The organism is Sphingomonas sp. YR710, from assembly GCF_900101455.1.
Classification (GTDB): Bacteria; Pseudomonadota; Alphaproteobacteria; order Sphingomonadales; family Sphingomonadaceae; genus Rhizorhabdus.
Map to the genome: position 1 here is coordinate 58,295 of NZ_FMZJ01000016.1, position 14,572 is coordinate 72,866.

The 14,572-nt window shown below is 63.9% G+C and carries 12 protein-coding genes; 10 read left to right on the plus strand and 2 right to left on the minus strand.

Features of this window, described 5'->3' with window-relative positions:
- The first annotated feature begins 57 nt into the window (after positions 1 to 57).
- Genes BLS13_RS16835 through BLS13_RS16880 form a run of 10 tightly spaced genes read left to right on the plus strand, consistent with a single transcriptional unit; the run spans position 58 to position 12,902 of the window.
- Positions 58 to 708, plus strand: a complete 651-nt coding sequence (locus BLS13_RS16835) for an XrtA/PEP-CTERM system exopolysaccharide export protein (protein WP_093453861.1) — start codon at positions 58 to 60, stop codon at positions 706 to 708.
- A 45-nt stretch (positions 709 to 753) separates the two neighbouring features.
- Positions 754 to 2,286, plus strand: coding sequence for an XrtA system polysaccharide chain length determinant (locus tag BLS13_RS16840; RefSeq protein WP_093453862.1), 1,533 nt, complete (start codon positions 754 to 756; stop codon positions 2,284 to 2,286).
- A 4-nt stretch (positions 2,287 to 2,290) separates the two neighbouring features.
- Positions 2,291 to 3,367, plus strand: a complete 1,077-nt coding sequence (locus BLS13_RS16845; RefSeq protein WP_093453864.1) for an AAA family ATPase — start codon at positions 2,291 to 2,293, stop codon at positions 3,365 to 3,367.
- Positions 3,364 to 4,971, plus strand: coding sequence for a porin family protein (locus tag BLS13_RS16850; RefSeq protein ID WP_093453865.1), 1,608 nt, complete (start codon positions 3,364 to 3,366; stop codon positions 4,969 to 4,971). The genes BLS13_RS16845 and BLS13_RS16850 overlap by 4 nt, the downstream gene beginning before the upstream one ends.
- Before the next feature lie 38 nt (positions 4,972 to 5,009).
- Positions 5,010 to 6,458, plus strand: coding sequence for an XrtA/PEP-CTERM system-associated ATPase (locus BLS13_RS16855; RefSeq protein WP_093453867.1), 1,449 nt, complete (start codon positions 5,010 to 5,012; stop codon positions 6,456 to 6,458).
- An 8-nt stretch (positions 6,459 to 6,466) separates the two neighbouring features.
- On the plus strand, positions 6,467 to 7,309 hold the full coding sequence (locus tag BLS13_RS16860) for an XrtA system polysaccharide deacetylase (protein ID WP_371128220.1): 843 nt from the start codon (positions 6,467 to 6,469) through the stop codon (positions 7,307 to 7,309).
- A 3-nt stretch (positions 7,310 to 7,312) separates the two neighbouring features.
- The gene (locus tag BLS13_RS16865) at positions 7,313 to 8,362 is read left to right on the plus strand and encodes a FemAB family XrtA/PEP-CTERM system-associated protein (protein ID WP_093453870.1); all 1,050 of its coding nucleotides are present in this window, start codon (positions 7,313 to 7,315) and stop codon (positions 8,360 to 8,362) included.
- Positions 8,362 to 9,558: a TIGR03087 family PEP-CTERM/XrtA system glycosyltransferase gene (locus BLS13_RS16870; RefSeq protein WP_093453871.1), complete on the plus strand. Its 1,197-nt coding sequence runs from the start codon at positions 8,362 to 8,364 to the stop codon at positions 9,556 to 9,558. Before BLS13_RS16865 ends, BLS13_RS16870 begins: the two co-directional genes overlap by 1 nt.
- The gene (locus BLS13_RS16875; protein ID WP_093453873.1) at positions 9,559 to 11,463 is read left to right on the plus strand and encodes an XrtA/PEP-CTERM system amidotransferase; all 1,905 of its coding nucleotides are present in this window, start codon (positions 9,559 to 9,561) and stop codon (positions 11,461 to 11,463) included.
- Positions 11,463 to 12,902 (plus strand): ArnT family glycosyltransferase, encoded by a 1,440-nt coding sequence (locus BLS13_RS16880; protein ID WP_176943646.1) that lies wholly within the window; start codon positions 11,463 to 11,465, stop codon positions 12,900 to 12,902. The genes BLS13_RS16875 and BLS13_RS16880 overlap by 1 nt, the downstream gene beginning before the upstream one ends.
- Here BLS13_RS16880 and truA read toward each other — a convergent pair.
- Together truA and fmt are read right to left on the minus strand one after the other, a co-directional pair.
- Entirely contained in the window at positions 12,877 to 13,620 is a 744-nt protein-coding gene (truA, locus tag BLS13_RS16885) for a tRNA pseudouridine(38-40) synthase TruA (protein ID WP_093453874.1), read from the minus strand. The genes BLS13_RS16880 and truA overlap by 26 nt on opposite strands.
- Complete coding sequence (gene fmt, locus BLS13_RS16890) at positions 13,617 to 14,522, minus strand: methionyl-tRNA formyltransferase (RefSeq protein ID WP_093453876.1); 906 nt, start codon at positions 14,520 to 14,522, stop codon at positions 13,617 to 13,619. The genes truA and fmt overlap by 4 nt, the downstream gene beginning before the upstream one ends.
- Positions 14,523 to 14,572: the final 50 nt, after the last annotated feature.

Below are 14,572 nucleotides of genomic sequence, written 5' to 3' on the forward strand. Positions count from 1 at the left end.
GCGTGAGAGTTGATGACAGGTCAGGCTGTTGACAGGTCGGGCGCTTGGAGGCGGTGTATGGCGTTGTTTATATCGATGAACAGACTGGTGATCGGCGTGTCGCTGGGCGCGTTTGCGCTCTCGGGATGTGCTGCAGGCGCTGATAAGGGCAACCAGCTGCCGCCCGCGCCCCTCGTCACCCAGGCCACGGCGCCCGGCGAGGAATATCGGATCGGCCCGCTCGATCAGCTGACAATCTTCGTCTGGCGCAATCCCGAGTTGGGCGCTTCGGTGCAGGTGCGTCCGGACGGGCGCATCACCCTGCCGCTGATCACCGACATGGTGGCTGTCGGCAAGACGCCGACCAAGCTTTCCGACGATGTCCGCGATGCCTTGTCGACCTATATCAAGGATCCGATCGTATCGGTGATCGTCAACAATTTCACGGGCACCTATTCGCAGCAGATCCGCATCGTCGGCGCCAATGAAAAGCCGGCCTCCGTTCCCTATCGGGCGGAAATGACCTTGCTCGACGCCATGATTGCGGTCGGCGGACTTTCGCAGTATGCGGCGGGAAACCGCGCTCGGCTGATCCGCTATGATCCGAAGACGGGCAAACAGCAGGAATATGATCTCAAGATCGACAGTCTGCTCAAGCGCGGCGATATCAGGGCGAATGTGAAGCTGGCGCCAGGGGATGTGATCATCATTCCCGAAAGCGCGTTCTGAACGCGTGTCCGTGTGGCGGTGACCGTGGGGGCGGCGTAGAGTAAGATGGAATCAATCTATACCGAGATCAGGGTTGCGCTTTATGCGATCTGGCGGCTGCGATGGCTGGCGCTGGCGGTCGCCTGGATCATTTGCGCGCTCGGCTGGACATTGGTCATGCGCGTGCCGAGCGCGTTTGAAAGCAGCGCCCGCATATCGGTTCAGATCAGCTCGGTGCTGGGTGGCTCGGTGGGGCTCAACGACGGCGATCGGCAGCGCGACATCGAACGGGTGCGCCAGTCGCTGACCTCGACCGAAATTCTGAAACGGGTCGTCACCAATCTTTCGAATGGCGAGCGTCCGCTCACCTCGGCCGAATCGCTTTCGCTGATCGGCTCCTTGCGCAACGGCATCACCATCACGGCGCAGGGCGACGATCTGCTCGAGATCAAGACGCGCGTGGCGTTGAAGGGGACTTCGGATCGCGAGACGGCCTATATCGTGCGCGACGTGACTCAGCGGCTGATCGACATCTTCGTGCAGGAGAATTTGATCGGCAATCGCGCGCAGAACGTCGAGGCGCTGGCCTTTCTCGACGCCGAACTGGCGCGCCGCGGCAAGGAGCTGGCCGACGTTGATCGGCGCCGTGCCGAAGCCCAGCAGCGGACGATGGGCGCGCTTCCCGGCAGCGGAACACTCGAACAGCGGATGGAGTCGGCGCGGGGCGAGCTGGCCAATGTGAATTCCAATCTCATGCAGGCGCAGGGTTCGCTGGCGGCGATGAACGGCCAGATGGCGGCTACCCCTGCATCGATCCCGCTGGCGACCGCCAACGGGGTCGGCGGGACCGACCAGCGGATCGCCATCCTGGAGGGGCAACTCGCCGACGCCACGGCGCGCGGTTGGACGGAGAAGCACCCGGATGTTATCGCGATCCGTGCCCAGCTCTCCCAATTGCGTACGGAGCAGGCGCGTGGCAGCCGTTCGGCAGGGCCGACCGCACCCAATCCCGTTTATGTTTCGCTCAGGTCGATGCAAGTCGAACGGCAGGGCAACGTAGGCGCGCTGATGGCCCGCAAGGCGCAATTGGAAAATGATATCGCGCAGATCGCTCAGCGGCAATTGGCGGCACCGGCGGAGCAGGTCGATCAGTCGCGTCTCGATCGCGATTATGACGTGCTCAAGACTCAATATGACAAATTGCTGTCCGATCGCGAGAACGCCAAGCTGAAGGCCGATGCGACGACCAAGACCGACGGAGTCCGGTTCCGAATCATCGACAAGCCTTCGCTGCCGAACCGGCCGGCGGCGCCCAACCGGACAATGTTGTTGACCGGCGTGTTGGTCGTGGGAGTCGTGCTGGGCGCGGGCGTCGCGTTCGCCAAGAGCCAGTTGTCGAATACCTATACGACCACCCAACAATTGGCTCGCGCCAGCGGCCTGCCCGTATTGGGGTCGATATCCGAAGTGATCACGTCCGAAACGCGGGCAATTCGGCGCAAGCAGCTGATGTGGTTCTCCTCGTCGGCGGCAGGCCTGCCGGCAATGTTCTGCCTGCTGCTTTTAATCGAATTTATTAAACGTATCGTGATAAGTTGATCAAATGGACGACAAAGACGGCAAGACTGGCAAGAGGGGCAGACGCCGCGGATCGCTGATCGAGCGGGCCGGGTCGGTCTATGATTTCGAAGCCGTGCTGCGGGCGCGTGTCGTCATGCCGGGAGACGGCGGTGCGCCATCGTCCCCGATCATCGACATGCCGGCGGCGCCATTCAATCCTGAACCCGCGTCATATTTCAGAGATGTCGAAATTTCCCCGCCGCCAGGGGCATCGCCGGGCCAGCCACTTGCCTGGGGCGGTGGCGGACACGATGGGCCGCCCGGCGGCGGCTTGCCGACCGCCGCCATGCCGGGCGAGCCGGCCGCGCTGCCACCGCCCGACGGGATTGTATATAAAACGGCTAAGGTCGATCGCGCCGGGCTGATCGAGCAGGGCTTTGTCATGCCCGATGCGGCGATCACGGCGCTTGCGGAGGAATTCCGGATCGTCAAACGGACCTTGCTGCTGAACGCGGTCGGGCCGACGGCGCTGCCGAAGGGGCGCCGCATCCTGATCTGCTCGGCGCAGGCTAATGAGGGCAAGACGTTCTGCGCGGTCAATCTGGCGCTTTCGATGGCCAACGAACGCGATTTCGAGGTTTTGCTGGTCGACGGCGACTTCGCCAAGCCTACGGTGCTGTCGACACTCGGGATCGAAGGCCCGGTGGGATTGATGGACGCGCTTGCCGATCCCTCGATCGATGTCGAAACGCTGGTGATCAAGACCGATGTCGGGAACCTGTCCGTTCTCCCGTCCGGCAAATATACCAATGAAGCGACCGAGCTGATCGCCGCCGATCGCACCCGCGTCATTCTCGATCGTCTGGCGACCAAGCCGAATCGTATCATATTGTTCGATTCCCCGCCGGCATTGGCGGCATCGCCGGCATCTGTGCTGGCTTATCATGTCGGGCAGGTTCTGCTGATCGTGCGGGCCGATCGCACGGGCGAAGCGGAATTGCGCGATGCCGTGCTGCTGCTGGGCGGCTGCGAAGAGATCCAGTTGCTGCTGAACGGCGCGCGCTTCGCGCCGAATGCCCGTCGGTTCGGCAGCTATTACGGATATGAAGCGCCACGATGACCAGGGGCACAGCGCCGGTCCTGCTCTGCCTCGGGATCGCCGGGGCATGCCTTGCTGCTCCTGCCGCCGCTGCCGACAGGCCCAAGATCGTGCCGTTCATCGATATCGAGCAGTTCGCCGAGCAGCAGCTCAAAGGGGTGGGCGACAGCGTTACATATACCGAAGTTTCGGCGGGGCTCGACGCGCAGATCAATTCGCGACGGGTCGTTTCGACGATCGCCTACCGTTATACGCGGCGCATTCCGGAATCGGGTAAAACACAGACCAATAGCTCGCACGACGGTCTTGCTCGGGTGACGTTGCAGGTCGTGAAGGACATGCTGGTGCTCGATGCCGGGGTGATCGCGACGCATACGCGCGTCGATCCGAACGGGGCGGCGCCGCAGATCAATACGGCGACGGCGGCGAATCTGTCGCAGGTATTCGGTTATTTTGCGCAGCCGTCTTTTGTTCATCACATGGGCGAGGCCGATATCCGCGCATCGTATCGGTTCGGCTATGTCGTCACGCAGGGGACAAGCCCGTCTGCGCTGGCGGGCCTGCCCCTGGTCAATCATTTCGACAGCTCGACCAATCACCAGGCCGCATTCAGCGTCGGGATGAAGCGGAGCAGCCTTCCGTTTGACTGGTCGATCAAGAGCGATTTCGAGTCCGAAAATGCGACGCAGCTTGCCCAGCATTTCAAGACCTGGAACGTGTCGGGCGAGGTGATCGTTCCCGTGTTCTCGACGATCGCGGCCGTCGGCAGCGTGGGCTATCAATCGACCCAGACCTCCGAACGGTCATCGCTGCTCGATGCCAATGGCGTGCCCGTACTCGACAGCAAAGGCGGCTTCGTAACCGATCCCAATTCGCCACGAACGCTGACGTACGACGTCAAAGGCATCGTCGGCGATGGCGGCGTTATATGGCGCCCAAGCCGCCGAACCCGCCTGGAGGTGCGCGGCGGCTATCGCTATGACGGCTTCTCGCTCAGCGGCCTGTTCGAATATCAGCCCGGGCCACGATCCGGCATGACGTTTGTTATTTTCGACCGGATCGACAGTTTCGGCCGCGGCGTCACGGAGGGCGTCGCGCAGGCCCCGGCGGGATTCGACCCTTCGCAGGTGGACGGTAACAGCACCTATCAGAACTGTCTGTTCGGTAAGCAAAAGGGGTCCGGCTCGTGCTTGACGAGCACGCTCGGCTCAGCAACGGCGTCGGCCTATCGAAGCCGCGGCTTCAATTTTATCTATACGTATCGCATGCGTCAGACGCAGTTTAATTTTGCGGGCGGATATGCACGGCGCAACTATATCGATTTGCCGGGCGCTCCCGGGTCGCTCGACGGTGTTGTCGATCAGACGTTCTTCGTGCAGGGTTCGGTCGGCGAGCAATTATCGCAGAAATCGGGGCTCACCTTTTCTTTTTCGGGCAATTTGTTTAAGAATGGCCAGATTGGCGGATCCGACATTCTCTCGGGTGTGATCAATGGGGGCTATTACCAGAGCTTCGGAAGGGGGCTTCGTGCTCAGGCAACGGTCGGCGTCGAAGCATCCAAGCAGGACGGCGTTCCCATTGACGTCACGAGTCGCGCTCAACTCGGCGTGCGGTATCAGTTCTGACATGTGTGGGCATTGCGTAATATCGGAGGGTGCACCGGGTGGATCATGACCCTTATGGCCTGACCGATCGGCCTTTCCAGCTCACGCCTGATCCGCGGTTCTATTTTGACAGCGCAACGCATCGCAAGGCGATGACCTATCTGGGCTATGGCCTGGCGCAGGGCGAGGGCTTCATCGTCGTGACCGGCGAGGTCGGAACCGGTAAGACGATGCTGGTCGGGCGGCTGATGGCGACGATCGATCGGTCGCGGCTCACGGCCATCAACCTGGTTTCCACCCAGCTCGAGGGTGAGGATATCCTGCGGATCGTCGCCTTGTCGCTGGGTGTGGCAAGCGACGGTGCCGCTAAGGGCCAATTGCTCGCGCGGATCGAACGGTTTCTTCATGAACAGGCGCGTGGCGGGAAGCGGACGCTTCTAATCGTCGACGAAGCCCAGAATTTGCCGATGTCGGCGCTTGAAGAACTGCGAATGTTGTCGAACTTTCAGTTCGGTGGCCAGGCGCTGCTTCAGATTTTCCTGCTCGGCCAGCCGGAGTTTCGGGACGCGCTGGCGCAACCCCGCTTCGAGCAATTGCGGCAGCGGGTGATTGCAACCCACCATCTGACCGCAATGTCGATGGATGAAACCGGGCCCTACATCATGCACCGTCTGGCATGCGCGGGCTGGAAGGGAGCTCCACGGTTTTCGCAAGCGGCGTTCGAGGCGTTTCATCGTCTTTCGGGCGGCATTCCCCGGCGGTTGAACATGCTCGCGGCGCGCGTATTGTTGCAGGGGGCGATCGAACGGCTCGTCGATATCGACGGAGAGGTGGTCGAGGATGTGGCCGCCGATCTGGCGAGCGAGAGCATCATGCCGGCCGAGCCGAGTGCGGGCGGCCAGCCCATACCATTCGCGTTTCCCGAAGCGACGCCGCAACCGGTGGCCGCACCACAACCCTATACGGCACAGCCTTTTGTCGCGCCGCAGCCATTCGCGATGCCTCAGCCGGCTGCGGCCCCGGCTTTTGCCCCGATGCCGCAGCCGCCCGCAGTCGAGCCTCCGCTCTGGCAGGCTCCGGCGCCTGTCCGGCCATCGATCGATCCGTCGCCGCCGCCTGCCAGCGCCTGGACTGAAGATCGTAAGCCGTCCCCGCCGCCCGCGCCCGAATTTACCCGGCCGGAGGTATTCGCTGTCCTGCCCGAACATGTTCCGCCGCCTTCAATCGCACAACCGCCGCGATATGACGGGGTCGTTCCGGCCGAAGCGGTGCCACCGCCCGCCGCACCGCCGATACCGGCCACGCACTTTCGTCCGGCTGACCGCGGTGCGGCGGTGCCCGCTGAGCCTGTCCCGATCGACGACGTCGCCGCGCGCAATGCCGAACTGGAGGCGCGGCTCGCCGAGCAGGAGAAGATCCTGCGGCGTACGCTCTCGCTGCTTGTCGAATGGGTCGAGAGCGAAGAGCCGAACCCGCACAGGTCCGACGACAGTCAGAACGCGGCTTGAGCGCTGTGGTGCTGAACGGCCTCTCGGTCGATATCGAGGACTGGTTTCAGGTCGGTGCATTCGAGCACACGATTCGGCGCGACGATTGGGACAGCCTGAAGCCGCGCGTCGAACGCAACAGCGATGCGGTACTCGCCCTGTTTGAGCGGGCGGGGGCCAAGGGAACCTTCTTCACCCTGGGCTGGGTGGCGGAGCGTTATCCGGCGCTGATCCGACGGATCGCCGATAACGGGCATGAAGTTGCCAGCCATGGCTGGGATCATCAGCGTGTTTTCACGATGAGCCCGGAAGCGTTCCGCGCCGATTTGCGCAGGGCTCGTCAGGTTCTTGAAGATGCCGGGGGGCAGCCGGTCACGGGCTATCGTGCACCGAGTTTCTCGATCGACAAGCGGACGCCCTGGGCGCACGAAATATTGGCCGAAGAAGGCTACACCTATTCATCGAGCGTGGCGCCGGTGGTTCATGATCATTATGGCTGGCCGGAAGCGCCGCGCTTTGCGTTTCGGCCTGTCGCCGGGAGCGCGCTCGTCGAATTGCCGGTTACGACCGCGCGGCTGATGGGGCGCATTGTTGCGGCCGGTGGTGGCGGCTTTTTCCGACTATTTCCTTATGCCTTCTCGCGTTGGGCGATCCGACAGGTGAATGGCGAAAGTCACCCTGCCATCTTCTATTTCCATCCGTGGGAAATCGATCCCGGCCAGCCTCGCGTCGCCGATGCGCCGATCAAATCGAAGCTACGCCATTATAGCCGGCTCGGGGCGATGGAGGCCAAGCTCGAACGGGCGATCCGCGAATTTTCCTGGGGACGGGTCGATGCCGTCGCGGCCAGCCAGTCGGCTATGCTCGGCTGACCGATGGCCACGATGCGCGTCGCCAATCTCGATGATCCCGCGCAGATGCGAGCGATAGATCGCTATGTTGCCGATCACCCGCTGGGCAGCACATTCCACCGGCCGGCCTGGTCGATTGCGGTCGCGCGCGGCTGTGGCCAGATTGCCCATTATCTGCTCGCCGAGCAGAACGGGGAAATTTGCGGTCTGTTGCCGTTGACTGAGGTGCACTCTCCTTTGTTCGGCAGGGCGCTGGCATCGGCGGGATTCGCCGTGGGTGGCGGTCCGATCGCCGATGACGCCGTCTTGGTCGAATTGCTGGCCGACGCTGCATGGAACCTTGCCGGTCGACTGAGCTGTCCGTCGCTGGAATTGCGCGGCGGCAGCACGCCCGCAGGGGACGGATGGCATGTCGAAGCAGGCACCTATGCCGGTTTCGTCCGGCCGATCGCGGCGGATGACGAGGCTGAACTGCTGGCCATCCCGCGTAAGCAGCGCGCCGAGGTGCGCAAGGCCATCGGCTTCGATCTGGTTGTGCGCACGGGCACGGCGGCGATCGACCGCGCCGATCATTATGCGATCTATGCGGAAAGCGTCCGGAACCTTGGGACGCCGGTCTTTCCGCGTTCGCTGTTCGATGCCGTTCTCGACGAATATGGTACGGATGCCGACATATTGACCGTCAGCCATCAGGGACGGCCGTTGTCGAGCGTGCTGAGCCTGTATCACAAGGGCGTCGTCATGCCCTATTGGGGCGGCGGCACGCGCGAGGCGCGGACATGGCGCGCCAACGATATGATGTATTATGCGCTGATGCGGCATGCGCGCGGACGCGGCTGCAGGGCCTTCGATTTCGGACGGTCCAAATTCGGAACGGGCGCATTCGCATTCAAGAAGAATTGGGGTTTCGATCCGCAACCCTTATCCTATGCGATCCGTACCGCAGATGGACAAAGGCCGCGCGAGATCAATCCGATGAACCCCAAATATCGGCTTCAGGTGGCGGCATGGCAACGCCTGCCCTTGTGGGTCGCCAACCGGCTTGGCCCCTGGATTGCACGGGGCCTCGGCTGATGGGCGAGATCCTGTTCCTCGCGCACCGTATCCCTTTTCCGCCGGATCGCGGTGATCGCATTCGCAGCTTCCACATATTGCGCCATCTGGCCGGGCTGCGGCCGGTGCATCTTCTGGGCTTCGTCGACAGCCTCGATGATCGCAAGGCGGCGAAGGAGATGCTGCCGATGCTGGCATCGCTCCATGTCGAGGTGCGATCGCGGTCGAACCTTGTGGCGGGGCTGCAATCCCTGTTGCACCATCAGCCGGTATCGATTGCGGCGTTCGGCTCGAAGCGTATGCAGCAAATGGTCGACCGGCTGATTGACGAACGGCCGATTGACGCAATCTTCGTCTATTCGGGGCAGATGGCGCAATTCGTGCCGGCGGATCTGGGCGGCCGACGGTTCATCATGGATTTTGTCGATGTCGATTCGGCCAAGTTCGCTGCCTATGGCAAGCAAAGCCGCGGGCCGATGGGCTGGATCAATCGCCGCGAAGGCCGGCTGCTTGCCCGGTTCGAGCGCAAGGTGGCCGAGCATGCCGATGTCAGCCTGTTCGTCAGCGGGGCGGAGGCGGACATGTTCCGTGCCCGTACCGGCCTCAGCCAGCACCGCGTACGCGCGATGGATAACGGCATCGACACGCGGCATTTCGATCCGGCGCTGTTCCAGCATGTCGGCGATCCCGAACCGATGATCGTGTTCACCGGGCAGATGGATTATCGGCCGAACATCGAGGCGGTCCAATATTTCGCGCGCCGCACCTTCCCGGCGATCCGCGCCAAGCATCCGTCGTCGCTGTTCGCGATCGTCGGCCGCAATCCCACGCCGGCAGTACGCAAGCTGGCAGAGCTCAAGGGTGTGCTCGTGACCGGTGAGGTGCCCGATACACGTCCGTGGATCGCCGCCGCGACGGTGGTGGTGGCGCCGCTCGGCATCGCGCGCGGCGTCCAGAACAAGATATTGGAGGCGATGGCGATGGCGCGGCCGGTGGCGGCGTCGCCCGCCGCATTCGAGGGGATCGACGCGACGCCGGGCAAGCATCTGCTGGTCGCCGAGGGCTATGACATGGCCAACGCCGTCAGTCGGCTGATCGCGGAACCGGCATATGCCGCCGAAATCGCGAAGGCCGGCCGCGAGAGGATGGTTGCGCGTTACGACTGGGAGGCGCAACTCAAGGCGCTGGACGCAATGATCGGGGTGGACCACAGCTGAATGTGCGGCATTGCGGGGATTTTCCACCTCCAGACGGCCAAGCCGGTTTCCGAGGCGCGCCTCCGCGCGATGACCGACGCTATCGCGCATCGCGGACCTGACGGCGCGGGCGTATGGACGGCTTCCGGGGTTGGGCTCGGCCATCGCCGCCTCTCGATCATCGATCTCGCCGGCGGCGTGCAACCGATGGCCCGCGACGACGATAAGGTCGTGCTGATCTACAATGGCGAGATCTACAATTTTCTGGAGGTGCGCGCAGAACTCGAGGCGCTCGGTCACAGCTTCCAGACGCATAGCGATACCGAGGTCATCCTCGAAGCCTGGCGCCGCTGGGGCCCCGATTGCCTGCCGCGCCTCAATGGCATGTTCACGATCGCGATCCATGACAGCAACCGCGATTGCCTGTTCCTGGCGCGCGACCGGCTGGGGGTGAAGCCGCTCCATTATGCCGAGCTGTCGGACGGCAGCGTGATCTTCGGGTCCGAAATCAAGGCGCTGCTCGCGCACCCCTTGTTCCGCCGTACGCCCGATTTCAGCGCGGTCGACGATTATCTGGGCCTTGGCTACGTACCTGACGATGCCAGCATATTAGCCGGGGTGAAGAAGTTGCCGGCCGGCCATTATATGATCCTGCGCCGCGGCCTGCCGCTGCCGCCGCCGATCCAGTGGTGGGATGTTAGCTATGCCGATCGCGAACGCGGCGGCGCGAAGGTGCTGGAAGAGACGCTGGTCGACAAGATGCGCGCAGCCGTCACATCGCGGATGATGGCGGACGTGCCGTTGGGCGCGTTCCTGTCGGGCGGGGTCGACAGTTCGGCGGTTGTCGCATTGATGGCTGAGGCCAGCCGCGATGCGGTCAAGACCTGTTCTATCGGCTTCGACCATCCCGAATATGACGAGACGCATTATGCGGCCCTGGTGGCCGAACGGTTCGCGACCGACCATCGTACGCGGATCGTTGCGGCCGACGATTATGGGCTGGTCGATACACTCGTCCGCGCGTTTGACGAACCGTTCGCCGATGCGTCGGCCCTGCCGACCTATCGGGTGAGCGAACTGGCGCGCGAGACGGTGACGGTGGCGCTGTCGGGGGACGGCGCCGACGAGGCCTTCGCCGGCTATCGGCGGCTGACCTTCCACAATGCCGAGGAGCGGATTCGCGGGCTGCTGCCCCTGACGGTGCGCTCCGGCATCTTCGGAACGCTCGGCCGTATCTATCCCAAGATGGATTGGGCGCCGCAGATATTCCGCGCCAAGGCGACGTTTGCGGCACTCGGCCGATCGGGTGAGGAGGCTTATGCCGATGCCGTCGGCGTCACGCCGCGATCGTTGCGCCACCGGCTCTACAGCGATCGGGGGCGGCGTGAGTTGCAGGGGCATCGCGCCGAGGATCGCTATATCAAGACGATGCAGAATGCGCCCGCGCGCTGCGGCCTCGATCGCGCGCAATATGCCGATATGAAGATCTGGTTGCCCGGCGATATCCTGACCAAGGTCGATCGCACGAGCATGGCGGTCAGCCTCGAGGCGCGCGAGCCGCTGCTCGACTATCATCTGATCGAGTTTGGCGCGCGCTTGCCGGTGTCGATGCGCGTACGTGGGTCGACGGGCAAATGGCTGATGAAGCAGGCGATGCGCCGCTACCTGCCCGATGAAATATTGTTTCGCCGCAAGATGGGGTTCGTCACGCCGATCAGCGCCTGGTTCCGCGGCCCGCTGGCCGGGGAGGCCCGGCGGATTGCGCAGGGTTCGGCATTGGCGGAAACCGGCTGGTTCGATCCCGTGGCGATCGCAAAGATCGTCGCCGATCATCAGAGCGGGCTCGCGGAGCATGGCCGGCTACTATGGCAATTGATGATGCTCGACAGGTCGCTGGGTCATCTGTTCGGCGGTGGCAGGACGTGATGGCCGCCGGGGGGCATGCGCGCTGGCTGATCCTGCTGACGGTGCTGGGCGTGGCAGCGGTGTGGATCGGCTGGATCGGCTATCTCGCCTCCGACGACGATCTCTATTATCTCGCCGCGCTGCGCTGGGTCTCGCATCCGCCGTTTGAGGGCGATAATCACTGGGCCACCCGTTTTCCGGTCGTCATCAGCTTTGCCGCGCTGATCGCGGCGCTGGGCAAGGGGTTCGCCGCCTTCCATGCGATGTCGCTGGGCTGGTTCGCCGCGCTGATCGCGATCGTCGGCCTGTTCACGCGAAGCATCGCCGGCGCGCGGGCGGGCTGGATCGCTGCGATTCTGGTGGCGACGATGCCGACGCTGGTCACGTTTAGTTCGCTGGTCAATTGCGACATGCCGGAGGCGGTCTTCCTGATCGGCGGTATCTGGATGATCGGGACGGCGAATGCCGCGCCGCGCCCGATCATCCAGGGGTTCCTTTCCGGCCTGTGCTTCGGGCTCGCCGTCCTGTGCCGCGAAACGGCTTTGCTTCCGCTGGTCGGGTTGGTGCCGGTCTTCCTGATCGGCAAACCTGTGCGGCGGGACATATTGCTCGCGTGCGGCGCGGGGTTCGCGGTGATCCTGCTGGGCGAAATGGCGTTCCAATTCGCCATGACCGGCGATCCGATGCGGCGTTATGCGATCGCCGCGCATCATGACAGCCACATCGATCGGGCGGCCAATCTCGAAGGTAATTTCCTCGTCCATCCGCTGATCGATCCGCTGCTGGTGCTGTTGATCAACGACGATTTCGCCTTGCTGTTCTGGTTCGGCATCGCCGCGATCATGTTCGGCGCGTGGCATCTGCTGCCGGCGCCGGCCAAGCCGAGAATGACGATCCTGGTGCTGGTGGCGGTCGCGGATTTCCTGCTGGTCGGCGGGCTGACCCATATGATGGTGCTCAATCCGCGCTATTTCGCGCTGGCGGCGCTGACGATCACAATGATCGTCGCGGTCTGGCTCGCCCATATGCGCCCACGCACCTGCGGACTCATCCTCTTCATTCTGGTCGGCGCCAATATGCTGGCGATGAGTCTCGCCAACAATCATCCGCGCTGGGCGTCCTCAGCGCTGCTGATGGCGGCGAAATCGCATCCCGGCACGACCATCCTGACCGATGCCGATACCGCCGCCCGCGCCGATCTGCCGCGCGAATTCGCCGGGCTGTACAATATCGCAGTCGGCGATCCGAAACCCGGCAGCCTGTATTTGCGTGCCGACGACAGTCCGTTGGAGGGTGCGGCGCCGGTTGCGCTTTATCCGTCGCCCCCCACTGTGCTGGGGGGGGGGATACAGCGGATCGGACTGGGTGGGGTTCTGCCCGCCCGCGTCGCGAAGCGATTGCTGGCTCCCAATCCGACGGCGATCTTGTGGCAGGTCAATCCGGGTAGGTCGCATCCATGAAATAGAGCCCGTCGGGCGGCGCATTATAGCCGAGTCGCTTGCGGTCCCTTGCCTCCAGCGCATCACGCAGATCGCCGGCGGACCATTTTCCGCGTCCCACCAGCGACAGGCAACCGACCATCGATCGCACCTGATGGTGGAGGAACGAGCGCGCGGCGGCCTCGATCTCGATCGCATCGCCCGTTCGTCGGACGTCAAGCCGGTCGAGCGTCTTGACCGGGCTTGCCGACTGGCAATGCGCCGATCGAAACGTCGTGAAATCGTGGAGGCCGACGAGCAATTGCGCGGCCGCCTGCATGGCATCGGTATCGAGATGCTCGGCCAGTCGCCAGGCGAGGCCCATGTCGATCGTCAGCGGCGATCGGCGATTGACGATCTTGTAGATGTAACGCCGGCCGAGGCACGAAAAACGGGCATGCCAATCGTCGGCGACGACGGCGCTGTCCAATATGGCGATCGGCGCGGGGCGCAGCTTGGCGTTCAGCGCGCCGATCAGCCGGAACGGCGCGATCGGATAATCGATATCGACATGCGCCACCATCGCCCTGCCATGGACGCCGGCATCGGTGCGGCCTGCCGCATGGACCGAGCGAACCTCGCCGGTCAACGCGGTCACCGCCTCTTCGATCGCCTGCTGCACGGTGGGGCCATGCGCCTGACGCTGCCAGCCCATGAAGGGACGGCCGTCAAATTCAACGGTCAGTCGAAAGCGGGTCATGCGATCAGGGTGCCAGTCGGCAAGGCGAAACCGCGCAGCAGCTCGGCCGGCGTCATGATGCCACGGCCGGCGCGCTGGATCGCGGTCGGGCGGATGGCGCCGGTGCCGCATGCGATCGTCATCTGGCCGTCGAGTACGGTCCCGGCGGGGGCACTCCCGTCGACGATCTCGCAGCTATGGATGCGAATCCGTTCGCCCGACGCTTCGAACCATGCCCCCGGCGCCGGATTGAATGCGCGCACCTGCCGCTCGACCTGGGCGGCATCCTGTGTGAAAGCGATGCGCGATTCAGCCTTGTCGATCTTGGCGGCATAGGTGACCCCGGCCTCGGGCTGCGTCGCCGGTGGATAAGCCGCCAGATCCGCGAGCACGGCGACCATCAGGCTTGCACCCCCGGCCGCGAGCTCGGCGGTGAGTTCGCCCGCCGTCTTGCGATCGACCGGGGTTGCGAACGCGGCCAGCATCGGGCCGGTATCGAGCCCGCGCTCCATCTGCATGATCGTCACGCCGGTGGTTTCGTCGCCCGCCAGGATCGCCCGCTGAACCGGTGCCGCGCCGCGCCAGCGCGGCAATAATGAGCCGTGGACGTTGAGGCATCCGAGCCGCGGCGCCGCGAGAATCGCCGGCGGCAGGATGAGGCCATAAGCGGCGACCACCGCGACATCGAGGTCGAGCGCGGCGAAATCGGCCTGCGCCTCGGCATCGCGCAAGCTGACCGGATAGCGGACGGCCAGGCCCAAAGCCTCTGCGCGCGCCTGAACGGCGGACGGCGTGACGGCCTTGCCCCGGCCCGCGCGGCGCGGGGGCTGGCAATAGACGGCGGCGATATCGTGCCCCGCGGCGACCAGCGCATCGAGCGTCGGTACGGCGAAGTCGGGGGTTCCCATGAAGGCAATGCGCATGCGCTCTCTGAAACGCTTGCCAGAGATGGATGCAAGCCCATATCGAGATA

Bases quoted from the DNA above. Each gene is read 5' to 3' on its own strand.
- BLS13_RS16880 (WP_176943646.1), top strand. From the start codon at position 11,463: ATGGCCGCCGGGGGGCATGCGCGCTGGCTGATCCTGCTGACGGTGCTG.
- BLS13_RS16840 (WP_093453862.1), top strand. From the start codon at position 754: ATGGAATCAATCTATACCGAGATCAGGGTTGCGCTTTATGCGATCTGG.
- BLS13_RS16875 (WP_093453873.1), top strand. From the start codon at position 9,559: ATGTGCGGCATTGCGGGGATTTTCCACCTCCAGACGGCCAAGCCGGTT.
- truA (WP_093453874.1), bottom strand. From the start codon at position 13,620: ATGACCCGCTTTCGACTGACCGTTGAATTTGACGGCCGTCCCTTCATG.
- fmt (WP_093453876.1), bottom strand. From the start codon at position 14,522: ATGCGCATTGCCTTCATGGGAACCCCCGACTTCGCCGTACCGACGCTC.
- BLS13_RS16835 (WP_093453861.1), top strand. From the start codon at position 58: ATGGCGTTGTTTATATCGATGAACAGACTGGTGATCGGCGTGTCGCTG.
- BLS13_RS16850 (WP_093453865.1), top strand. From the start codon at position 3,364: ATGACCAGGGGCACAGCGCCGGTCCTGCTCTGCCTCGGGATCGCCGGG.
- BLS13_RS16870 (WP_093453871.1), top strand. From the start codon at position 8,362: ATGGGCGAGATCCTGTTCCTCGCGCACCGTATCCCTTTTCCGCCGGAT.
- BLS13_RS16865 (WP_093453870.1), top strand. From the start codon at position 7,313: ATGGCCACGATGCGCGTCGCCAATCTCGATGATCCCGCGCAGATGCGA.
- BLS13_RS16845 (WP_093453864.1), top strand. From the start codon at position 2,291: ATGGACGACAAAGACGGCAAGACTGGCAAGAGGGGCAGACGCCGCGGA.